Origin of the sequence: Pseudomonas nicosulfuronedens (genome assembly GCF_005877905.1) — a bacterium.
GTDB lineage: Bacteria > Pseudomonadota > Gammaproteobacteria > Pseudomonadales > Pseudomonadaceae > Pseudomonas > Pseudomonas nicosulfuronedens.
In genome coordinates this window covers 1-21,915 of the sequence record NZ_SWDV01000001.1, presented here as the reverse complement: position 1 = coordinate 21,915, position 21,915 = coordinate 1, and the positions used below count along the sequence as shown (strand labels likewise).

Below are 21,915 nucleotides of genomic sequence, written 5' to 3'. Positions count from 1 at the left end.
ATCAGCCCGCGAACCAGCCCGACGCCGACAACCGGCCGATGCGTGCCATCAAGAGCTTCGTGATGCGCGCCGGACGCATGACCGAAGGCCAGCAGCGCGGCCTCGATCAGGGCTGGCCGAAGTACGGCCTGGAACTGGCCGACGGCGCGCGGGACTTCGACCAGGTATTCGGGCGCCAGGCGCCGCGTACCTTCGAGATCGGCTTCGGCATGGGGCACGCCACCCTGGAGATGGCCGCCGCTGCGCCGGAACAGGACTTCATCGGTGTGGAAGTGCACCGTCCGGGTGTTGGCGCACTGCTCAACGGCATGCTGACCCAGAACCTCACCAACATTCGCGTCTACAGCTGCGACGCCATCGAAGTGCTGCGCGACTGCGTGGCCGACGCCAGCCTGGATCGCCTGCTGCTGTTCTTCCCGGACCCGTGGCACAAGTCGCGTCACCACAAGCGTCGCATCGTGCAGCCGGCCTGGGCCGAGCTGGTGCGGCAGAAACTGAAGGTCGGTGGCGTGCTGCACATGGCCACCGACTGGGAGCAATACGCCGAGCACATGCTGGAAGTGATGAATGCCGCACCCGGCTATCGCAACCTTTCGGCGGACAATACCTATGTGCCGCGCCCGGAAGAGCGTCCGGTCACCAAGTTCGAACGTCGCGGGGAGCGGCTCGGGCATGGCGTCTGGGACCTGAAGTTCGAGCGCGTCGACTGAGGTATCGGAGAAGGCCTGCACAGCAGGCCTTTTTCACGCACCAACACCCTACAGACCGGGACCACCCGGCAGGCCGCCAAGGCCACCCTCACCTCCTGAATAAAAAGCGGCATCCGCCGCGGACGAAAATAAGAGTGATGGACAGGAGTCCGTCGCAAAGGAGTCTGCTGTGTTGAAGAAACTTGCTGTACTGCTGATGGCGGGGGCGTGGGCCCTGCCGGCGCAGGCGAAAGTCGATGCCACCGAGGCTGCTCGACTGGGCCGCGACCTGACGCCGATGGGGGCGGAAATGGCCGGCAACGCCAGTGGCACCATTCCCGCGTGGACGGGAGGCATCACCAGCGCCCCGGCGGGCTACCAGCCCGGCACCCACCACCTCGATCCGTACGCCGCCGATGCCGTTCAGTACAAGATCGACAGCAAGAACCTGGCGCAGTACCAGGCGCTGCTCACCCCCGGCACCCAGGCGCTGCTGCAGGAAAACCCGGACTACTACCTGCGCGTCTTCCCCAGCCGCCGCAGCGCGTCCTTGCCCCAGCGCATCTATGACGCCACTCGCTTCAACGCCGAGAATGCCGAGCTGATCGCCGACGGCAACGGCGTACAGGGCGCCGCCGCCGGCGTGCCGTTCCCGATGCCGAAGACCGGCCTGGAAGCCATCTGGAACCACATCATGCGTTACCGTGGCGAGCAGATTCACATGGTGACCAACCAGGCCGCCGTGCTCGCCAGCGGCAGTTACAACCTGCTCAAGCTCGATCGCTACGTGTACTTCAACTACGGTCGCGAGGGCATGACCCCGCAGGACCTGAACAACACGCTGTTCTACTACAAGTACAACATCGTCGCCCCGGCCAAGCTCGCCGGCTCTGCGCTGGTGGTGCAGGAGACCATCGACCAGGTACTGTCGATCCGCAAGGCCTGGCGCTTCAACAGCGGCGAGCGCCGCGTGCGTCGCCTGCCGAGCCTGGCCTATGACACCCTGCAGCCTGATACCAACGGTCTGGCCACCGCCGACACCGTGGACGTCTACAACGGTGCGCCGGACCACTACGAGTGGCAACTGCTGGGCAAGCGCGAAATGCTCGTGCCGTATAACAGCTACGCGGTGCACCAGAAGGGTATTCCCTACGCCGACATCCTCAGGACCAAGACCCTCAACCCCGAGCTGCTGCGCTACGAGCCGCACCGCGTCTGGGTGGTCGAGGCGACCCTGCGCAAGGGCATGGGCCATCCGTTCGCCAAGCGCCGCTTCTACCTGGATGAGGACAGCTGGCAGATCCTCGCCTCGGACATCTACAACGCCGACGGCAAGCTGATCCGCGCCCAGGAAGTGCACCCGATCAACTACTACGACGTACCCATGGTGCTCAGCACCCTGGAAGCGCTGTACGACTTCGAAGGCAAGCGCTACTTCGTCGACGGCCTGGACAACAACGAGCCGATGTACGACTTCAAGGTCCCGCTGGGGCCGCGCGACTTCACCCCGCAGGCGTTGCGCCGCGAGGGCAACTGAGTCCAGCAGAGGCCGCCGCGAGGCGGCCTTCGTTTACCTGCGCGATCTGTGTGGGCGGAGCCTGTAGGAGCGAGCTTGCTCGCGAACGTGCCGTCCGGCAGTGCCGGTGCTGGGCCGGTTCGCGAGCAAGCTCGCTCCTACAAAAAATTGTGCCCTCGGCGATGTTCCGTTCCAGGCGCTGTGTTACTCGATCAACTCCGCGCCCAGCACCGTGGTTTCCGGCATGCGCATCGGCGCCGGGCTGATCTGCAGGTACTTGATGCTGGAGCGCGGAATGATCAGCAGGTCGCCGTCCACCTCGATGCTGATGACTGGCGACTCCATCTGCTTGCGGATGCCGCGGGCTACTTCGGCGGGGTCGTCGCTCTGCTGCGGGAAGCGCAGCGCCAGGCGCTGGCCATCGGAGAAGTGCAGGTAGAGATGCTTGATCGGCTTCATGTGTCCTCCGGCGGGTGGGTGGCCAACCGCCGGAGGCCCGCAGGTCAGCTGCGGTCGGCGATCATGCCAATCACGAAGAACACTAGCAGCAGGACGGGTGCCAGGGTGTAGTTGTTGAAGTAACCCAGGCCCTTGGCCAGCCACGGGGTGACGAAGACCATCGCCAGGCCGTAGCCCACGGCGCAGATCAGCACGAACAACAAGGTGCGGAAGACGAAGTTCAGGCTACCGATGCGCTGCTGCACCCAGGCGTTGATCGCCGGGCCGAACAGCACCAGCACCGTTGCCATGATCGCCAGGGCGATGTCGGACAGGTGGCCACGGCACCAGCGGGAGACGTTGGCAATCAGGTCGAGCGCGAAGTCCATTGGGGCTCCTTGGGATTCAGAGTCGCCGGGGAGTGTACACGCCGGGCGAGGATGCCGTCGCCCGGTGCTGATCGCGTCAGGGGCTCAGGGCAGGAAGCGCTGCAGCAGGTCGTTGAGGAACAGCTGTCCGCGCTCGGTGGGGGCCAGTCGTTGCGGGTCCTCAACCAACAGGCCGTCCTTGCGCGCCTGGCGGCAGGCTTCTTCGATGGCCGACAGCGGCAGGCCGGTACGCTCGGTGAAGGTCGCTGCCGGCACGCCTTCGGTGAGGCGCAGGGCGTTCATCATGAACTCGAAGGGCAGGTCGTCCGCTTCAAGGTCGCGCTCGCCGGCCTGGAAGGGTTTTTCCGGGTTCAGGTAGTCCTTCGGCAAGCGAGTCTTCCAAGTGCGCAGGATGCGGCCTTGCGGGGTGCTCAGCTTGGCGTGGGCGCCGGCGCCGATGCCGAGGAAGTCGCCGAAGGTCCAATAGTTCAGGTTGTGCCGTGCGCGCTTGCCGTCACGGGCATAGGCCGAGGTTTCATACTGGTCGTAGCCCGCCTCGGCGAGCAGCGCCTGGCCGGCTTCCTGGATTTCCCAAAGCTGGTCGTCCTCGGGCAGTTCCGGCGGCTGGCTCCAGAACACCGTGTTCGGCTCCATGGTCAGCTGGTACCAGGACAGGTGCGTCGGCGCGAGAGCTATAGCCTGGCGCAGATCACTCAGCGCATCGGCGACGCTCTGTTCGGGCAGGCCGTGCATCAGGTCCAGGTTGAAATTGTCGAAACCGGCGCGGCGGGCCATTTCGGCGGCGCGCACGGCTTCGTCGCCGTCATGGATGCGTCCCAGCGCCTTGAGCTTCTCGGCCTGGAAGCTCTGGATGCCGATGGACAGCCGGTTGATGCCCAGCTTTCGGTAGTCGGCGAACTTCGCCTGCTCGAAGGTTCCCGGGTTGGCTTCGAGGGTGATCTCGATGTCGCTCTCGAATCCGACCTGCCGCTCCAGGCCCTCCAGGATGCGGCCCAGAGCGTTGGCTGAGAACAGGCTGGGCGTGCCGCCGCCGAAGAAGATCGAGGTCAGCTTGCGGTCGTGCACGTAGTCGCGATCTGCCGCCAGGTCCGCCAGCAGCGCCTCGACATAGGCGTCCTCGGGCAGCTCCGGGCCGGCAGCGTGGGAGTTGAAGTCGCAATAGGGGCATTTGCGCACGCACCAGGGGATATGTACGTACGCGGACAGCGGGGGAAGTTGGAAAGCTGAGTTGTTGGGCACAGTGGCAGGCTTGAATCGTTGGGGGGACTATCGTGGCATGACTTCGCCAAAGTACCAGCGTTGGCAGACAAAGCGTCCACTGGGTTGGTCGGGGTCGGTATAATCAATATGAACGCCGAGTTCCGAACTGCCGGGGGCCAGTTGCAGCTGCCAGTCTTCGGCGAGGCTGGAGTTCAGGTGGCTGCTAGTGCCGCATGGGCTCTCCGCTTCTTGTGTATGGCTGTCGAAGTAACTTTCGTCCTTGAAGATGCAGATCTCGCTGGTGAAGAAGTCCGGAAGGCAGATAACAGCAGTTACCCGCCAGTTCTTGGCGGCCCCGGTTTTGTTCTGCATCAGGTGCTGACAGGCATCGATCAGGGATTGTGCACACTGCGCCTGGATCTCCGGCGTCGTGTAGCGCCCCATGACGAGATTGGCCTGGACCGGAATCTTCCAGTTCCAATAGCGCTCAGTGGGCGGGAGGTCGGTTGGGAAGTAACCCTGAAAGCTATCGGCCCACTGTTGAAGTGCGCGCAAGCGGCGCTTCACCCCGCGAAGTTTCTTTTCGCTGAAGAGGAAGCGCCGTCCCAATCAGAGACCCAGCCGCTGCTTCAGCAGGGCCATCGCACGGGCGCGGTGGCTGATCTGGTTCTTGCGTTCGGGTGGCAGCTCGGCGCTGGAGCACTCGGCTTCTGGTACCCAGAACAGCGGGTCGTAGCCGAAGCCGTGTTCGCCGCGGGCTTCACGCAGGATGCTGCCGTGCCAGAGGCCTTCGCAGAGGATCGGCAGCGGGTCGTCGGCGTGGCGGACCAGGGCCAGAACGCTGACGAACTGGGCGCCGCGCTGCTCGTCCGGCACGTCCTTAAGGGCGTCCAGTAGCTTGGCGTTGTTCGCCGCGTCGCCCTTGCCGTCGGCGTAGCGCGCGGAATAGATGCCCGGCGCGCCGCCGAGGAAGTCCACCGCCAGGCCGGAATCGTCGGCCAGCGCCGGCAGGCCGGAGATGCGCGCGGCGTTACGGGCCTTGAGGATGGCGTTCTCGACGAAGGACAGCCCGGTCTCTTCCGGCTCCACGTCACTGAACTCGCCGATGGAGCGCACCTTCACGTGGGCTCCGAGCATGGCCTGGAGTTCCTTGAGCTTGCCGGCGTTGTGACTGGCCAGCACCAGTTGTTCGAGCTTGATCATTCGTCGGGGAAGATTTCCTGCATGAAGTCGAAGCTTTGCGGGGCTTCGCCTCCGGACTGGACCTGGATGGAGAAGGTCAGGGTTTCGCGGCCTTCGATAGGGAACTGCGCCAGGTTGTAGACGGCGCCTTCCTCGACCACGCGCTTGAAGGTCAGGGGAATGGTCTGGCCCATCAGGTTCTTGGCGGAGCCGGCGACGGTGGCGTTGGCCGGCTTGCCGCTGGCGTCCAGCGGCACGATGTTGACCACGCCCTGGGCCTTGCTGCGCACCACGCCCACTGCTTGCGCGACATTGGGCTGGAGGAAGCTGGAGTTGAACACGCTGTAGTGCACCTGCAGGTCACCCAGGCGCTTCACCTGTTCGGCGAAGGCGGGCAGGGCGAGGACCAGGCAGGCGAGGAAGGTAAGCAGGCGGCGCATGATGTTTCTCCCGGGCTCTATCAGATAGCCGCGATCAGACGGCGATGCGGTGGTCTTGCACGCCAGCGCCGCTGATTCGGTAGATGCCGATCTCACCCAACAGATTAGGCCAGATTCTCGAGGCCCAGCCATGCTGGTGCTCGTGGTCTACCGCCAGACGGTCCAGCACCTTCGCGTGCTGCTCGTGGCAGAGCGCCTCGAAGTCGCGGAAGGTGCAGAAGTGGATGTTCGGCGTGTTGTACCAAGTGTACGGAAGGAACTCCGACACCGGCATGCGGCCATTGCGCGCGAGGTACCAGCGGCAGCGCCAGTGACCGAAATTGGGGAAGGTGATGATGCAGGTCTTGCCTACACGCAGCATCTCCGCCAGCACCTTGTCCGGGTAGCGCAGGGCCTGCAGCGACTGGGTCATCACCACGACGTCGAAACTGTCGCTGGCGAAATTGCCCAGGCCCTTGTCCAGGTCCTGTTCGATGACGTTCACGCCACGTTCGATGCATTTGGCGATCTTGTCCGAATCGATCTCCAGGCCATAGCCGCCGACCCGCTTGTGGTCGCGCAGCCAGGCGAGCAGCTCGCCGTCGCCGCAGCCCAGGTCGAGCACGCGGCTGCCGGCGGGGATCCAGTCTTGGATGATTTCCAGGTCGGCGCGCATGGTGGTCCTTATACGCTGATGCGGTTCATGTAACCGCTGAAGGCTTGCAGGTAGCGCGGAATCGGCATCAGGAAGGCGTCGTGGCCCTGCGGTGCATCGATTTCCAGGTAGCTGACGTTCTTCTTCGCCGCCAGCAGCGCGTCGACGATCTCCCGCGAACGCGCCGGAGAGAAACGCCAGTCGGTGGTGAAGGACATCAGGCAGAAGTCCGCCTTCACCCCCGCGAGGGTACGCGCCAGGTCGTCGCCGTGGGCGGCGGCCGGGTCGAAGTAGTCCAGTGCCTTGGTCATCAGCAGGTAGGTGTTGGCATCGAAGCGGGTGGAGAACTCCTCGCCCTGGTAGCGCAGGTAGCTTTCCACCTGGAACTCGACGCTGTGTAGGTCGTAGTTGAGCTTCTCCGACTTCATGTCGCGGCCGAACTTGGCGCCCATGGCGTCATCGGAGAGGTAGGTGATGTGCCCGACCATGCGCGCCAGGCGAAGGCCGCGCCGGGGAATCACATCGTGCTCCTGGAAGTGGCCGCCGAAGAACTCCGGGTCCGAGAGGATCGCCTGGCGCGCGACTTCATTGAAGGCGATGTTCTGCGCCGACAGCTTGGGTGCGCTGGCGATGCACAGGCAATGGCGCACGCGCTCGGGGTAGCTGATGGTCCACTGCAGCGCCTGCATGCCGCCCAGGCTGCCGCCGACGATGGCGGCCCAGCTCTGGATGCCGAGGCGGTCGGCCAGGCGCGCCTGGCTGTTGACCCAGTCTTCCACGGTGACGACCGGGAAGTCCGCACCATAGGTCTTGCCGGTGGCGGGGTTGAGGCTGGTCGGTCCGGTGGAGCCGTTGCAACCGCCCAGGTTGTTCAGCGCCACGACGAAGAACTTGCGGGTATCGATGGGCTTGCCCGGGCCGATGCAGCTATCCCACCAGCCTGGCTTGCGCTCGTCTTCGCTGTGGTAGCCGGCAGCGTGGTGGTGGCCGGAGAGTGCATGGCAGATCAGCACGGCGTTGCTCGCCGTGGCGTTCAGCTCGCCGTAGGTCTCGATCACCAGCTGGTATTCGGGCAGGGTCTTGCCGCAGGCCAGGGGCAGCGGTTCGTTGAACTGCAGCGTCTGGGGGGTGACCAGACCGACGGAATCTTCGGGGAAGACTGTTGGCATCGACCCAGCTCATGAATAAAAAAGGACGGCCAGTCTAAAGAGCGCCGCCCCCTGCGGCAAGCGCACTCGGAAGGGGCAGGGCGGGCGTGGCGCGGCTTTCAGGCGCGCTGGGAGGTGGGCAGGGTGACGACCTTGGCCTGGCGCTGCAGCGGTGCCGGGCGACGCAGCTGGCGGAGGATATCGGTGGCCTCGGCGAGCTGCTGTTCCAGTTCTTCGGTATAGCGCCCCAGCAGCAGCGAGCGCTGGCGCGCCTGCTGGGTTTCCTGGGCGAGGGCCTTCAGGCGCAGCATGTGGGTTTCCAGCATCTGCTTGTGCTCCAGGCTGTACTGCATCAGCGGCATCAGGGCGTCGGCCGCCCATTGCTCGGCTTCCTCGCGCAGACGCTGGTGCAGGCCGATGACTTCCTGGGCGACGGTGGCGAAGAAGCGCCGGGTCAGCAGGCGTTGCTCGGTGAGCAGGGTCTTGAGATGCAGGCGGAAGCGGTCGGCCTTCTCCTGCAGCTTGGCGAGATCGCGCAGGTAGCGCTGGACGCGGAACTGCGGAGCATCCAGGGCGTTGAGCGGGTTCTCTTCGTTATGCCGCTGGTAGATGGCCGCGACCATGCGGTTGGCGGTTTCCGCTTCATGTTCCATGGCGACCAGGTCGCCTTCCACGGTGCGGAAGAACTGCAGGATGGCCTGGTTGATGCCGACCGTGGTCCAACTGCCGCGCAGCTTTTCGTGGACGCGCTTGAGGTGCTGTTCTAGGCGTTCGGCGCGCACCGCTTCGCGTAGCTGCTCGCCCTGGTGGCGCAACAGGCGCTGGTTGGTCTTCAGGCTGAGCAGGCGCTTGTGGTGCAGGTTGTGATCGTCCTTGGTCCGCGCGGTCAGCTCGAACAGCAGCTGGCCGCTGTCCTGCTGTTGGTCGTTGAGCAGCGCCTGCTGCTCCTTCACCTTGTCCAGGCGTACGCGCAGGCTGTGCTGGCTGTTGTTGACCAGCGCCAGCACCTGGCCGACCACGGCACTCTCCAGCAGGCGCTCCTTCTGCGCGACGATGCGTTCGCAAAGCAGCTCTTCCAGGGATTCCATCTGACTGCGTGCGAGCAGTTCGCGGTCGCCGCGCACCTTGGCCAGCAGCGCCTGCTTGGCCGACAGCGGCAGCACGTCTTCGCGGGCGATGCCCAGCTGGCGAGCGGTGGTGTCCTGGATGTGGCGGATGGCGTTCTGCACGAAGGCATCGCCAGCCAGGTCGTCCCAGAGCACGTCGATCTTGTTCAGCACCGCATAAAGGCTGGTGTGGCCGTCCTCGCCGAGCTGGCGCACGTGGTCCTGCCAGATCGCCATGTCGGAAGCGGTGACGCCGGTATCGGCGGCCAGCAGGAAGAGGATCGACTGCGCGCTGGGCAGCATCGACAAGGTCAGCTCCGGCTCGCTGCCCAAGGCGTTCAGGCCGGGGGTGTCGAGGATGCGCAGGCCCTGGCGCAGCAGCGGGTGGTCGAAGTTGACCAGCGCGTGGCGCCACGCCGGCACCAGGACGATGCCGGGCTTGTCGGTGGCTTCGAGCATGTCCGGGTGGAAGCCCAGCTGGATCGCCTGTTCCACCGGTAGCGGCTTGGTCTTGGCGACCTGGGCGAAGGCTTCGGCCATGTTCGCCGGGTCCGAGGTATCCAGCGGGATGTTCACCCAGTGCCGGGGGATGCGCTTGAACTGCGCCACGCTGGCATCGGCGACGCGGGTCTCGATGGGTAGCAGGCGGATATAGGGGCGCTCCGAACGCGGGTCGAAGAACAGTTCGGTGGGGCACATGGTGGTGCGCCCGGCCTGGGAGGGCAGCATGCGCCGGCCAAACCCTGCGAAGAACAGGCTGTTGATCAGCTCGGTCTTGCCTCGCGAGTACTCGCCGACGAAGGCCAGGGTGATGTGATCGACGCGCAGCAGGCGCAGGGTGCGTTCGAGCCGGTTTTCGATTTCCGGGGTATTCAGCCGGGCGCGCTCCAGCCAGCTGCGATAGCGGGTGATCTCGCGGACCAGCTCGCGCTTCCAGGTGACGTAGGCATCGATCTGCTGACTGAGACGTTCCATGCTCATCCGGGCGTTCCTTGGGCTGGCGCGTCCTACGCGGGGAATGGATGGCGTGGATTATGCGACGGAGTGTAGGAATAGCAATTGGCCTACAGCACATTCCTACACGTAAGGTCGGCCAAGGCTACCGAGCGGCTATCCCGAGTTCTGCCGGAAGTTTCGTCGGGCGGGGAATGCGTACGCGCTTCTGGCGGTTGAGTTCACCGCCTTCCAGCTTCACCGCGCTTTTCGGTACGCCGAAGGCCTTGCCGAGGAAGGCCAGCAGGTGGGCGTTGGCCTTGCCCTCGACCGGCGGCGCGGTGAGACGGATCTTCAGGCGCTCACCGTGCAGCCCGGCGAACTCGTCGCGGCTCGCCTTGGGCTGCAGGTGGCAGTCGAGGATCAGGTCCTCGCCGTCCCAGTGATAGAACGGCATGCCGGATTACATGAAGGGGCTGAGAATCTGCGGCATCCCGGTCATGGCGGCCAGGTTGCCGATCACCAGCATGTCGATCAGCTTCAGCGCGATGAACGCGAAGATCGGCGAGATATCCAGCCCGCCCAGGTTCGGCAGCAGCTTGCGGAAGGGCGCCAGGAACGGTTCGCAGATCTGGTTCACCAGCTGGGCGCCGGGGTTGTGGCTGCCCGGGGCGACCCAGGAGAGGATCACGCTGATGATCAGGGCGAAGAAGAACACCTTCAGGAACAGCGAGGTGACCGCAATGATCGACCACACCAGCAGTTGCAGGATATAGCCGCCCACGCCATAGCCCATCAGGGTCAGCGTGACGACCATCAGCACCAGCTGGACCAGGATCGCCAGCACCAGCGAGGCGAAGTCGATGCCGCCGAAACCGGGGATGACCTTGCGCAGCGGGTTCAGCAGCGGCTTGGTGGCGCGCACGATGAACTGGCTGAGCGGGTTGTAGAAGTCGGCGCGGACCAGTTGCAGGATGAAGCGCAGCAGCACGATCAGCAGGTACAGGCTGCCAAGTGTCTGGATCACATAGATGGCGGCTGTGGAAAGTCCGGTCATTGGGCGGTCCTTGGTAAACGTTGGGCGCCGGCGCGCAGGGCCGGGCGGATCGGGCGGTCGGTCAACGACGGCGCTGTAACGCCATACTGTAGGGAATTCATCGTCGCCGGTCGCGTGTAAGTGTGTTTCGTCACGTGCAAATTCAACCCCGGCAGGCCATCAGCGTGGCGCCGACGGGCCGGGGCCGCGACCAGGTTGCGCGGCAGGGCGAAGCTGAGGGGCAGTGCGACCTTCCCTGGTCGCCGGGCGGCGTGCGTCATCGCAATCAGCGGCCCAGTTGCTCGGCCAGCTCGGCGGAGCGGTGGTCGGCAGCGCCCACGGCTTTCTCCACCAGTGCCTCGAAGCCATTGGCCTGGAAGGTGGTGATGGCCGCTTCGGTAGTGCCCTTGGGTGAGGTCACGCGGCGGCGCAGTTCGGCCGGGTCGACATCGCTGGTGGTCGCCATCTGCGCGGCGCCCAGGGCAGTCTGGCGGGCCAGTTGGCCGGCGACTTCGCGGGACAGGCCGAGTTTCTCGCCAGCGGCGGTCATGGCTTCCATCAGCAGGAAGAAGTAGGCCGGACCGCTGCCGGAGACGGCGGTGACCGCGTCGATCTGCCGCTCCTCGTCCAGCCACAGGGCGATGCCCACGGCGCTCAGCAGTTGCTGCGCCTGCTCGCGCTGGGCAGCGCTGACGCTGGCGTTGGGGTACAGGCCGCTAGCGCCCAGGCCGACCAGCGCCGGGGTGTTGGGCATGCAGCGGACGATGGCACGCGGCTGGCCGTTCACCTCGCCCAGCCAGCGCTCGAGGCTGGCGCAGGGGATGCCGGCGGCGATGGAGACGATCAGCGCGTTGTCGGTCAGCGCTGGCGCCAGCGCCAGGCAGACGTCCTTCATGACCTGCGGCTTGACCGCCAGGACCACCACGTCGGCACCTGCCACGGCGCTGGCGTTGTCGCCGACCACTTCGATGCCGTGCTCGGCGGCAATCTTCGCGCGCTGTTCGGCGCCCGGATCGCTGGCGCGGATATTGCCGGCCGGCACGCCCTTGGCACGCAGGCCGCCGATGAGACTGGCGGCCATGTTGCCGGCGCCGATGAAGGCAATGCGGGTGCTGCTCATGGAGTCTCTTCCTTTATTCATTCAGTGCGTCAGTGCGAGGCGCCGTAGTCGCGGGCGCCGAACAGGGCGGTACCGATCCGCACCCAGGTGGCGCCCTCGCCGATGGCGGCTTCAAGGTCGTGGCTCATGCCCATGGACAGGGTGTCCAGGCCGAGGTTCAGGGCTTGCATCAGCTCGCGCAGGCGGGCAAAGGCGGCGTGCTGCGCGGCAATGTCCTCGGTGGGTTCGGGGATCGCCATCAGGCCGCGCAGTTTCAGGTGGGGCAGTTGCGCCACCGCCTGGGCGAGGGCGGGCAGCTCCGCAGGGGCGCAACCGGACTTGCTGTCCTCGCCGCTGACGTTGACCTGCAGCAGCACGTTCAGCGGCGGCAGGTTCGCCGGGCGCTGCTCGGAGAGGCGCTGGGCGACTTTCAGGCGGTCCACCGAGTGCACCCAGTCGAAGTGCTCGGCGATGGGCCGGGTCTTGTTCGACTGGATGGGGCCAATGAAGTGCCAGGTCAGCGGCAGGTCGGCCAGCTCGGCCTGCTTGAGTAGCGCTTCCTGCAGGTAGTTCTCGCCAAAATCGGCCAGGCCTTCGGCATACGCTTCGCGGATGGCGGCGGCGGGTTTGGTCTTGCTCACGGCAAGCAACTGCACCGAGCCAGGCGTGCGATTTTTCGCTTGTTCCGCCTCACGGATTCGTACGCGAACCTTTGCAATATTCTCTGCTATCGTGGACATTACCGTCGCTTTTCCGCCCGGCTGCTGCGTGTTCTGCGGCATTCTACCTGCTTGCTCTTGATTGGGGAGTCCCATGGATATTACCGAGCTGCTCGCCTTCAGCGCCAAGCAGGGCGCTTCGGACCTGCACCTCTCGGCCGGCCTGCCGCCGATGATCCGCGTCGACGGCGATGTCCGCCGCATCAACCTGCCGCCGCTCGAGCACAAGCAGGTTCACGCGCTGATCTACGACATCATGAACGACAAGCAGCGCAAGGATTACGAAGAGTTCCTGGAGACCGACTTCTCCTTCGAAGTGCCGGGCGTAGCCCGCTTCCGGGTCAACGCCTTCAACCAGAACCGCGGCGCCGGCGCCGTGTTCCGGACCATTCCCTCCAAGGTCCTGACCATGGAAGACCTGGGGATGGGCGAAGTCTTCAAGCGCGTCTCCGACGTGCCGCGCGGCCTGGTACTGGTGACCGGCCCGACCGGTTCGGGCAAGTCCACCTCGCTGGCAGCGATGCTCGACTACCTGAACAACACCAAGTACAGCCACATCCTCACCGTCGAAGACCCGATCGAATTCGTCCACGAGTCGAAGAAGTGTCTGGTCAACCAGCGCGAAGTGCACCGCGACACCCTGGGCTTCAACGAGGCCCTGCGTTCGGCACTGCGTGAAGACCCGGACATCATCCTGGTGGGTGAGATGCGTGACCTGGAGACCATCCGCCTGGCGCTGACCGCCGCGGAAACCGGCCACCTGGTATTCGGCACCCTGCACACCACCTCCGCGGCCAAGACCATCGACCGTATCGTCGACGTGTTCCCGGCCGAGGAAAAATCCATGGTCCGCTCCATGCTCTCCGAATCCCTGCAGGCGGTGATTTCCCAGACCCTGCTGAAGAAGATCGGCGGCGGTCGTGTCGCGGCCCACGAGATCATGATCGGTACCCCGGCGATCCGTAACCTGATCCGCGAGGACAAGGTTGCGCAGATGTACTCCGCCATCCAGACCGGCGGCGCGATCGGCATGCAGACCCTCGACATGTGCCTCAAGGGGCTGGTCGCCAAAGGCCTGGTGACCCGTGACGCGGCGAAAGAAAAAGCCAAGATCCCGGAAAACTTCTAACCCCACCGGGCCCCCGCGGCCCGGCGCACGGAGCGCGCCACACGCACCCGCTTCGTGATCCGACAGCCCTGTCGTAGTCAGCGTGAACTCGGCGAGAAAGATCATGGAATTCGAGAAGCTGTTGCGCCTGATGGTGGAAAAGGGAGCGTCCGACCTGTTCATCACGGCGGGTGTGCCGCCTTCGATGAAGGTCAACGGCAAGGTGCTGCCGGTCACCAAGACCGCGCTGTCGCCGGAACAGACCCGCGAGACCGTGCTGTCGGTGATGAACGAGCAGCAGCGCCGCGACTTCGCCGAGAACCACGAGTGCAACTTCGCCATCAGCGCCCGCGGCGTGGGACGCTTCCGTGTCAGCGCCTTTTACCAGCGCAACCTGGTGGGCATGGTGCTGCGCCGCATCGAGACCAACATCCCGACCATCGATGACCTGAAGCTGCCGGAAATCCTCAAGAAGCTGGCGATGACCAAGCGCGGCCTGGTGATCTTCGTCGGTGCCACCGGTACCGGTAAGTCCACCTCGCTGGCGGCGATGATCGGCTACCGCAACAAGAACTCCACCGGCCACATCATCTCCATCGAAGACCCCATCGAATACATCCACCAGCACCAGGGCTGCATCGTCACCCAGCGTGAGGTGGGTCTGGATACCGATACCTTCGAGGTGGCCCTGAAGAACACCCTGCGCCAGGCGCCGGACGTGATCATGATCGGCGAAGTGCGTTCGCGCGAGACCATGGACCACGCCGTGGCCTTCGCCGAAACCGGCCACCTGTGCCTGGCGACCCTGCACGCCAACAACGCCAACCAGGCGCTGGAGCGGATCATCCACTTCTTCCCGGCCGACCGTCATGGCCAGGTGTGGATGGACCTTTCGCTGAACCTCAAGGCCATCGTTGCCCAGCAACTGGTGCCAACCCCGGACGGCAAGGGCCGCCGCGCGGTGATCGAGGTGCTGCTGAACACCCCGCTGGCCGCCGACCTGATCCGCAAGGGCGAAGTGCACGAGCTCAAGCCGCTGATGAAGCGCTCCACCGAGCAGGGCATGCAGACCTTCGACCAGGCGCTGTACCAGCTCTACACCCAGGGCGAGATCACCTACGAGGATGCATTGGCCTACGCCGACTCGGCGAACGACCTGCGCCTGATGATCAAGCTGGGCTCGGAGACCGACGCCGACCACCTGACCACCATGACCCAGGGGCTGACCCTGGAAATGAGCGAGGACGATCCCAGCCGCCGTTTCCGCTGATTCCGCTTTCCAAGCCGATAGCGCCTGAGAAGCCCGCCCCGTGCGGGCTTTTCGTTTATGCTGATGAACTTGTCACGCAACGGGAGAAAGGCATGTCCGCCAACCCTGATACCCACAGCAAGGTCATCGGCTACCTGCTGTGGATCTTCGGCTTCACCGGCTCGCACCGTTTCTACTACGGCCGTCCGATCACCGGCACCATCTGGTTCTTCACCCTGGGCCTGTTCTTCATCGGCTGGATCATCGACCTGTTCCTGATCCCTTCCATGGATGACGCGGCGGACCAGCGCTACCGCGCCGGCGGCGTCGACTACAACGTCGCCTGGATCCTGCTGACCTTCCTCGGCGTGTTCGGCGTGCACCGCATGTACATGGGCAAGTGGATCACCGGTATCATCTACCTGTTCACCGGTGGCCTGTTCCTGGTCGGCGTGCTGTACGACTTCTGGACGCTGAACAGCCAGATATCCGAGCGCAACGGGCCGCAGCGCATCTGAACCCGCACCGATCCATCTTTATGTAGGAGCGAGCTTGCTCGCGAACCGCATGGCACGAGGTTCGTTCGCGAGCAAGCTCGCTCCTACGAAAAGCTGCACCGCTCTCTTTCGTCGCGCCGCCTGGCGCGACCTGTGCCTCCCGCCTAAGGTCAGGAGGACAGTAGCAGGCGCTGTCGGGCGATCCCCGTGGCGCCGCAGAAGGAGTGGCTGCCATGAGCAACGAATCCCGCCCTGCCGTACTCGATCTGATCGGCAATACCCCCATGGTCCGCGTTACCCGCTTCGATACCGGACCCTGTACCCTGTTCCTCAAGCTCGAATCACAGAACCCCGGCGGCTCCATCAAGGACCGCATCGGTGTCGCCATGATCGAGGCCGCCGAGCGTGACGGCCGGCTCAAGCCCGGCGGCGTCATCGTCGAAGCCACCGCCGGCAACACCGGCCTGGGCCTGGCGCTGGTGGGACGCGCCAAAGGCTATCGGGTGGTGCTGGTGGTGCCGGACAAGATGTCCACCGAGAAGGTCCTGCACCTGCGCGCCATGGGCGCCGAAGTGCACATCACTCGCTCCGATGTCGGCAAGGGGCACCCCGAGTACTACCAGGACGTCGCTGCGCGGCTGGCGAAAGACCTGCCGAACGCCTTCTTTGCCGACCAGTTCAACAACCCCGCCAACCCGCTGGCCCACGAGACCGGCACTGGCCCGGAAATCTGGGCGCAGACCGGCCATGACCTCGATGCCGTGGTGGTCGGCGTCGGCTCCGCCGGCACCCTTACCGGCCTGACCCGCTTCTTCCAGAAGGTCCAGCCGGACCTGGAAATGGTCCTGGCCGACCCGGTGGGTTCGATCATGGCCGAGTATTCGCGCTCCGGCGCCATCGGCACACCCGGCGCCTGGGCGGTGGAGGGCATCGGCGAAGACTTCGTGCCGTCGATTGCCGATCTCTCCAGCGTGCGCCATGCCTACTCGATCAGCGACGAGGAAAGCTTCGCTACCGCCCGCGAACTGATGCGCAACGAAGGCATCGCTGCCGGTTCATCCACCGGCACGCTGCTGGCCGCCGCACTGCGCTTCTGCCGCGAGCAGAAAGCACCCAAGCGGGTGGTCAGCCTGGTCTGCGACACCGGCACGCGCTACCTGTCGAAGATCTACAACGACCAGTGGATGACCGACCAGGGCCTGCTGCAGCGCAAGCGCTACGGCGACCTGCGCGACATCATCGCGCGGCGCTTCGAGGAGGGCCGGGTGGTCAGCGTCGGCCCTGGCGACACCCTGCTTACCGCCTTCCAGCGCATGCGCCTGGCGGATGTCTCGCAACTGCCCGTGCTGGATGGGCCTCGGCTGGTCGGCGTGATCGACGAATCCGACATCCTCATGGGCGTGCATGACGACCCGGCGCACTACCGTCGCGAGGTCGCCAGCGCCATGAGCGACGCCCCGGAAACCCTCGCCCCCGGCGCCAGCCTGGGCGAACTGGAAGCCGTGCTGGCGCGCGGCCTGGTGGCGATCATCGCCGACGCCTCGGGCTTCCACGGCCTGATCACCCGCTTCGACCTGCTCAACCATCTACGGAGGACCCTCGCATGAGCCAGCACGACGACCGCCTCGGTTTCGCCACCCGCGTGATCCACGCCGGGCAGGAGCCGGACCCTTCCACCGGGGCGATCATGCCGCCGATCTACGCCAATTCCACCTATCGCCAGGACAGCCCCGGCGTGCACAAGGGGCTGGACTACGGCCGCTCGCACAACCCCACACGCTGGGCGCTGGAGCGCTGCGTGGCAGACCTGGAAGGCGGCAGCAAGGCCTTCGCCTTTGCCTCGGGGCTGGCGGCGATTTCGGCGGTGCTGGAGCTGCTCGACGCCGGCTCGCACATCGTCTCCGGCAACGACCTCTACGGCGGCACCTTCCGTCTGTTCGAGCGGGTGCGCCGGCGTAGCGCCGGGCATGACTTCCACTTCGCCGATCTGGCCCAACCCGGCGCGCTGGAAGCAGCATTGACCGACAAGACGCGCATGGTCTGGGTGGAAACCCCGAGCAACCCGCTGCTGCGCCTGACCGATCTGGCCGCCATCGCCCGCACCTGCCGCGAGCGCGGCATCCTCTGCGTGGCCGACAACACCTTCGCCAGCCCGTACGTGCAACGCCCGCTGGACCTGGGCTTCGACATCGTCGTGCACTCCACCACCAAGTACCTCAATGGCCACTCGGACGTGATCGGCGGCATCGCCATCGTCGGCGACAACCCCGATCTCGCCGAGCGCCTGGGCTTCCTGCAGAACTCGGTGGGCGCCATCGCCGGCCCGTTCGATGCCTTCCTCACCCTGCGCGGGGTGAAGACCCTGGCGCTACGCATGGAGCGGCACTGCGCCAATGCCCTCGACCTGGCGAAATGGCTGGAGCAGCAGCCGCAGGTGAAGCGCGTCTATTACCCCGGCCTGCCTTCGCATCCGCAGCACGAACTGGCGCGTACGCAGATGAAGGGCTTCGGCGGGATGATCTCGCTGGACCTGGACACCGATCTCGCCGGCTCGCGGCGCTTCCTGGAGAACGTCCAGCTGTTCGCCCTCGCGGAAAGCCTGGGCGGCGTGGAAAGCCTGATCGAGCACCCGGCGATCATGACCCACGCCAGCATCCCGCCGGAAAACCGCGCGGCGCTGGGCATTGGCGATTCGCTGATTCGCCTGTCGGTGGGGGTGGAAGACGTGGAGGACCTGCGTGCCGATCTGGCCAAGGCGCTGGCGATGATCTAGGACGGCTTTTCGTAGGAGCGAGCTTGCTCGCGAACATTCCGGGCACTGAGGCTGGGCGGTTCGCGAGCAAGCTCGCTCCTACAAGGGCGCGAAGCCGCGCACGTCTGCGCCTTCGTAGGATGGCGTAGAGCGAAGCGATACCCATCATTTTCGGCACCGACAGCATGGGTATCGCTCCGCTCCACCCATCCTACGTCCGAGCTCCCTGCGGATGCCCCAATAAAAAAGCCCGCCAATCGGCGGGCTTTTTCATGGAGCGATGAGGCGTTACACCGCGTGGACGATATGTCCGTCCACCAGGGTGCAGCGCACCACGCCCGGCAGGCAGTGGCCGAGGAACGGGCAATTCTGGCCACGGGAGTGCCAGGTCTCGCCCACCAGGGTCTGGCCTTCGGCTTCGAACAGCACCACGTCTGCCGCAGCCCCCACGGCCAGCTTGCCGGCCGGCAGGCGCAGGGCGGCGGCCGGGCCGCTGGAGAGGCGTGCGAGCAGGGTCGGCAGGTCGAGCAGGCCGTCCTGCACCAGGGTCATGGCCAGCGGCAGCAGCAGCTCGACGCTGCTGATGCCCGGATCGGTGGCGGCGAACGGAGCGTTCTTCGCGTCCTGCTCATGGGGCTGGTGATGGCTGGCGATAGCCTGGATCACCCCGCTCTTCACCGCTTCGCGCAGGGCGTCGCGGTCCTTGCGCGAGCGCAGTGGCGGCTGCACGTGGTACAGGCTGGAGAAGTCCGCCAGCGCCTCGTCGGTGAGAATCAGCTGGTACAGCGCCACGTCGGCGGTAACCGGCAGGCCGCGGGCCTGGGCCTGGGCGATCATCTCGACGCCACGGGCACTGGTCAGCTGGCTGAAGTGCGCTCGCACGCCGGATTGTTCCACCAGCAGCAGGTTGCGGGCCAGGGCCACGGTCTCGGCGGTTTCCGGGATACCAGCCAGGCCGCGGAAGCTGGCGGTCGGGCCCTCGTGGGCGATGCCGTCGCCAGCCAGTTCGGCATCCTGGGAGGTGAAGATCACGGTCAGGTCGAAGGTCGCCGCGTATTCCAGCGAGCGCAGCAGCACGCGGTTGCTCGTCATCGGCGCCAGGCCGTTGGTGAACGCCACGCAGCCGGCGTCGCGCAGGGCGACCAGTTCGGACAGCTGCTCCCCGGCCAGGCCTCTGGTCAGCGCGCCGATAGGGAAGACCTTGGCGTTGCCGGCCTCGCGGGCGCGGTCGAGGATCAGCTCGGCGACCGCCGAGGTGTCCAGCACCGGCTTGGTCTGCGGTGGGAAGCACAGGCTGGTGACGCCACCGGCGGCGGCGGCGCGGGTTTCGCTCTCGATGCTGCCCTTGCGGCTGTAGCCCGGCTCGCGCAGAGCGACGCTCAGGTCGACCAGGCCGGGCGCGGCGATCAGGCCGGCGGCGTCTATTTCCTGGGCGGCGTGGAAGTCTGCGGGGGCGTCGCCGATGGCGACAATGCGGCCGGCCTCGATGTGCAGGTCGCAGACCTTGTCCAGGCCGCTGGCCGGGTCGATCAGGTGGGCGCCACGAATACTGACGGTCATTGCGCGTCCTCCTGTTCCAGCTGGCGTTGGGCGTTCTGGCCGCTCATGGCCATGGACAGCACGGCCATGCGGATGGCGATGCCGTAGGTGACCTGGTTGAGGATCACCGACTGTTCGCCGTCGGCCACGGCAGAGTCGATTTCCACGCCGCGGTTGATCGGGCCGGGGTGCATGACGATGGCGTCCGGCTTGGCCAGCTGCAGGCGCTTCTGGGTCAGGCCGTAGAGCTTGAAGAACTCGCCCTCGCTGGGCAGCAGGCCGCCGGCCATGCGCTCGCGCTGCAGGCGCAGCATGATCACCACGTCGACGTCCTTCAGGCCTTCGTTGGCATCGGTGAAGACTTTCACGCCGTACTGTTCTTCCAGGCCCACGGGCAGCAGGGTGCGCGGAGCGATGACGCGGATGTCCGGGCAGCCCAGGGTTTTCAGCGCCAGCATGTCGGAGCGCGCCACCCGCGAGTGCAGGATGTCGCCGACGATGGCCACCGAGAGGTTCTCGAAGCTGCCCTTGTGGCGGCGGATGGTGAGCATGTCGAGCATGCCCTGGGTCGGGTGGCCGTGACGGCCGTCGCCGCCGTTGATCACGGCGACGTTGGGGCTGACGTGCTCGGCGATGAAGTGCGCGGCGCCCGAGTCGCTGTGACGCACGACGAACATGTCGGCGGCCATGGCCTCAAGGTTGCGCAGGGTGTCGGTGAGTGTCTCGCCCTTGCTGGTCGAGGAGGTCGACACGTTCAGCGAGATGACGTCGGCGGACAGGCGCTGGGCGGCCAGTTCAAAGGTAGTACGGGTGCGCGTGGAGTTTTCGAAGAACACGTTGCACACGGTTTTGCCGCGCAGCAGCGGGACTTTCTTCACCGCGCGGGCGCCGACTTCGAGGAAGGAGTCGGCGGTATCGAGGATTTCAGTCAGCAGTTCGCGGGACAACCCGTCGAGCGAGAGGAAGTGGCGCAGCTGGCCCAGGTCGTTGAGCTGCAGCGGGCGCTTGGCGTCGGTCGGCATGTGGCAGGCCCTGAAAGTAGGAGGTGGAGGTCCGGGCGCGCGGAGTTACAGCGCGGTGCTGAGAAGCGTGCGCTCGAGGACAAGTGGTGCGGGACCGCGCAATTTTACCCGCTCGTTGGGTGCCAATGACAGGGTTTCGCCGACGACATCCGGACGAATTGGCAGTTCGCGCTTGTTCAGGTCCACCAGGCTGACCAGGGTCACGCTGGCCGGGCGACCGTAGTCGAACAGCTCGTTGAGCGCGGCGCGGATGGTCCGGCCGCTCATCAGCACGTCGTCCACCAGGACCAGATGCTGGCCGTCGATCTCGAAGGGCAGTTCCGACGGACGGACCTGTGGGTGCAGGCCGCTGCGGGTGAAATCGTCGCGGTAGAAGGAGACGTCGAGGATACCGAGGATTTCGTCGCTGCCCAGTGCCTTGAGCAGTTCCTGGGCGACCCAGATGCCGCCGGTGTGGATGCCGACGAAGCGCGGCGCGTCGATCCCGCGCTGCGCCAGGTAGTTGCGCAGGTCGGTAGCCATGCGGGGGATGAGTTCGGCGGGGCTGGGCAGGGTCATGACGTCTCCGGTTCGGTTGGCGAGGCCACCCGGCGCGGGCGGCCATCGGGGCGGACCGTTCCGGGAAGGACTGGTCCGTAGCTCGTGGCTTATGGAATAACCAACGAGCGGAAGCGGTAAAGGATTGGCAGTTTACACGCTCAAGGGAGGAACTATTGAAGCTGCGTCAATGCCGTCGATGGTGATAGGTAATGAAGCTAAAGGTGAACGTCCACCCAGGTGACGTCATCGTCGACGTCTGTAATAACCATTTCGGGTGCTCTCAGGGCTTCAGCCTGACGCGCTTCGCTCAGTTCGGCCCAAAACCCGTCCGTTGCGAGGATCAAGCGCTGACCGGGCGTGGCGGCTCGAGTCACGAACTCGGGGTCTGGTGTTCTGCCTGCTCTGAAGCTTCGGCTGATCTTGTTGCGAGCTGGATCGCGAGCCAACTCTGGGTGTGATCGATTGCGCTGCCAGTTGGCAAGACAGTGAGGCGATGTAATCCAGTCAATCCTTTCATCGGTATCGACCAGCCCGCAGCTGCAGTCGCCTTCGTAACCGATGATTAGTTGGCCATTGGTTATGAGTGCTATCAAGTAGCTTGCTGAGCCGGACCGCTCTGAAAACAGAGGAGTATGTAGACCTAAAAGGACGGATCGAATCAACTGGGTAGATAGATCAA

24 protein-coding genes are annotated in these 21,915 nt (G+C 65.3%); 7 read left to right on the top strand and 17 right to left on the bottom strand.

Translation table 11 applies throughout. From position 1 onward, the window contains the following. The first annotated feature begins 38 nt into the window (after window positions 1-38). On the top strand, window positions 39-710 hold the full coding sequence (gene trmB / locus FAS41_RS00115; RefSeq protein WP_218939096.1) for a tRNA (guanosine(46)-N7)-methyltransferase TrmB: 672 nt from the start codon (window positions 39-41) through the stop codon (window positions 708-710). 169 nt (window positions 711-879) lie between these two features. Beyond that, window positions 880-2,226 carry a DUF1329 domain-containing protein gene (locus tag FAS41_RS00110; protein ID WP_138519708.1) on the top strand — a complete coding sequence of 449 codons (1,347 nt, stop codon included), beginning with the start codon at window positions 880-882 and terminating at the stop codon, window positions 2,224-2,226. A gap of 183 nt (window positions 2,227-2,409) precedes the next feature. Here FAS41_RS00110 and FAS41_RS00105 read toward each other — a convergent pair whose 3' ends face one another. From FAS41_RS00105 to FAS41_RS00045, 13 genes are all read right to left on the bottom strand, one after another. Beyond that, entirely contained in the window at window positions 2,410-2,664 is a 255-nt protein-coding gene (locus tag FAS41_RS00105) for a hypothetical protein (protein WP_088415946.1), read from the bottom strand. Between the two features lie 44 nt (window positions 2,665-2,708). After that, entirely contained in the window at window positions 2,709-3,032 is a 324-nt protein-coding gene (locus tag FAS41_RS00100; protein ID WP_017520106.1) for a DUF3392 domain-containing protein, read from the bottom strand. 84 nt (window positions 3,033-3,116) lie between these two features. After that, window positions 3,117-4,271, bottom strand: coding sequence for a radical SAM family heme chaperone HemW (gene hemW / locus FAS41_RS00095; protein WP_138519707.1), 1,155 nt, complete (start codon window positions 4,269-4,271; stop codon window positions 3,117-3,119). Between the two features lie 27 nt (window positions 4,272-4,298). After that, window positions 4,299-4,799 (bottom strand): DUF3916 domain-containing protein, encoded by a 501-nt coding sequence (locus tag FAS41_RS00090; protein ID WP_138519706.1) that lies wholly within the window; start codon window positions 4,797-4,799, stop codon window positions 4,299-4,301. 42 nt (window positions 4,800-4,841) lie between these two features. Next, window positions 4,842-5,435 carry an RdgB/HAM1 family non-canonical purine NTP pyrophosphatase gene (gene rdgB / locus FAS41_RS00085; protein WP_138519705.1) on the bottom strand — a complete coding sequence of 198 codons (594 nt, stop codon included), beginning with the start codon at window positions 5,433-5,435 and terminating at the stop codon, window positions 4,842-4,844. Beyond that, a complete protein-coding gene (locus FAS41_RS00080) occupies window positions 5,432-5,854 on the bottom strand; it encodes a DUF4426 domain-containing protein (RefSeq protein WP_138519704.1) in 423 nt (140 codons plus the stop codon). The genes rdgB and FAS41_RS00080 overlap by 4 nt, the downstream gene beginning before the upstream one ends. A gap of 34 nt (window positions 5,855-5,888) precedes the next feature. Further along, the gene (gene metW, locus FAS41_RS00075; RefSeq protein ID WP_138519703.1) at window positions 5,889-6,509 is read right to left on the bottom strand and encodes a methionine biosynthesis protein MetW; all 621 of its coding nucleotides are present in this window, start codon (window positions 6,507-6,509) and stop codon (window positions 5,889-5,891) included. Window positions 6,510-6,517: 8 nt separating this feature from the next. Beyond that, window positions 6,518-7,657, bottom strand: coding sequence for a homoserine O-succinyltransferase MetX (metX, locus tag FAS41_RS00070; protein WP_138519702.1), 1,140 nt, complete (start codon window positions 7,655-7,657; stop codon window positions 6,518-6,520). A 98-nt stretch (window positions 7,658-7,755) separates the two neighbouring features. Next, window positions 7,756-9,723, bottom strand: a complete 1,968-nt coding sequence (locus tag FAS41_RS00065) for a dynamin-like GTPase family protein (protein ID WP_138519701.1) — start codon at window positions 9,721-9,723, stop codon at window positions 7,756-7,758. 118 nt (window positions 9,724-9,841) lie between these two features. Beyond that, window positions 9,842-10,132, bottom strand: a complete 291-nt coding sequence (locus FAS41_RS00060; protein WP_138519700.1) for a DUF167 domain-containing protein — start codon at window positions 10,130-10,132, stop codon at window positions 9,842-9,844. A gap of 6 nt (window positions 10,133-10,138) precedes the next feature. Then, window positions 10,139-10,732 carry a YggT family protein gene (locus FAS41_RS00055; RefSeq protein WP_138519699.1) on the bottom strand — a complete coding sequence of 198 codons (594 nt, stop codon included), beginning with the start codon at window positions 10,730-10,732 and terminating at the stop codon, window positions 10,139-10,141. Window positions 10,733-10,997: 265 nt separating this feature from the next. Then, window positions 10,998-11,831, bottom strand: a complete 834-nt coding sequence (gene proC, locus FAS41_RS00050) for a pyrroline-5-carboxylate reductase (protein ID WP_138519698.1) — start codon at window positions 11,829-11,831, stop codon at window positions 10,998-11,000. Window positions 11,832-11,860: 29 nt separating this feature from the next. After that, complete coding sequence (locus FAS41_RS00045; RefSeq protein WP_138519697.1) at window positions 11,861-12,550, bottom strand: YggS family pyridoxal phosphate-dependent enzyme; 690 nt, start codon at window positions 12,548-12,550, stop codon at window positions 11,861-11,863. A 73-nt stretch (window positions 12,551-12,623) separates the two neighbouring features. On the opposite strand from FAS41_RS00045, the gene pilT reads away from it, so the two are divergent. The 5 genes from pilT (at window position 12,624) to FAS41_RS00020 (ending at window position 18,156) form a co-directional block, all read left to right on the top strand. After that, a complete protein-coding gene (gene pilT, locus FAS41_RS00040; protein ID WP_017520118.1) occupies window positions 12,624-13,658 on the top strand; it encodes a type IV pilus twitching motility protein PilT in 1,035 nt (344 codons plus the stop codon). A gap of 103 nt (window positions 13,659-13,761) precedes the next feature. Further along, window positions 13,762-14,907, top strand: coding sequence for a type IV pilus ATPase PilU (gene pilU, locus FAS41_RS00035; protein ID WP_138519696.1), 1,146 nt, complete (start codon window positions 13,762-13,764; stop codon window positions 14,905-14,907). A gap of 92 nt (window positions 14,908-14,999) precedes the next feature. Then, window positions 15,000-15,404, top strand: coding sequence for an NINE protein (locus FAS41_RS00030; RefSeq protein ID WP_138519695.1), 405 nt, complete (start codon window positions 15,000-15,002; stop codon window positions 15,402-15,404). 212 nt (window positions 15,405-15,616) lie between these two features. Continuing rightward, complete coding sequence (locus FAS41_RS00025; RefSeq protein WP_138519694.1) at window positions 15,617-16,990, top strand: pyridoxal-phosphate dependent enzyme; 1,374 nt, start codon at window positions 15,617-15,619, stop codon at window positions 16,988-16,990. Further along, window positions 16,987-18,156: a trans-sulfuration enzyme family protein gene (locus FAS41_RS00020; protein ID WP_138519693.1), complete on the top strand. Its 1,170-nt coding sequence runs from the start codon at window positions 16,987-16,989 to the stop codon at window positions 18,154-18,156. Before FAS41_RS00025 ends, FAS41_RS00020 begins: the two co-directional genes overlap by 4 nt. 267 nt (window positions 18,157-18,423) lie before the next feature. Here FAS41_RS00020 and FAS41_RS00015 read toward each other — a convergent pair whose 3' ends face one another. From FAS41_RS00015 to FAS41_RS31025, 4 genes are all read right to left on the bottom strand, one after another. Further along, window positions 18,424-19,695 (bottom strand): dihydroorotase, encoded by a 1,272-nt coding sequence (locus FAS41_RS00015; RefSeq protein WP_138519692.1) that lies wholly within the window; start codon window positions 19,693-19,695, stop codon window positions 18,424-18,426. Beyond that, window positions 19,692-20,696 (bottom strand): aspartate carbamoyltransferase catalytic subunit, encoded by a 1,005-nt coding sequence (locus FAS41_RS00010; protein WP_138519691.1) that lies wholly within the window; start codon window positions 20,694-20,696, stop codon window positions 19,692-19,694. Before FAS41_RS00010 ends, FAS41_RS00015 begins: the two co-directional genes overlap by 4 nt. A 45-nt stretch (window positions 20,697-20,741) precedes the next feature. Beyond that, window positions 20,742-21,254 (bottom strand): bifunctional pyr operon transcriptional regulator/uracil phosphoribosyltransferase PyrR, encoded by a 513-nt coding sequence (gene pyrR, locus FAS41_RS00005; protein WP_138519690.1) that lies wholly within the window; start codon window positions 21,252-21,254, stop codon window positions 20,742-20,744. A 197-nt stretch (window positions 21,255-21,451) separates the two neighbouring features. Continuing rightward, window positions 21,452-21,915: serine/threonine protein phosphatase (locus tag FAS41_RS31025; RefSeq protein ID WP_218939093.1), on the bottom strand; the 464-nt coding region annotated here is incomplete at its 5' end.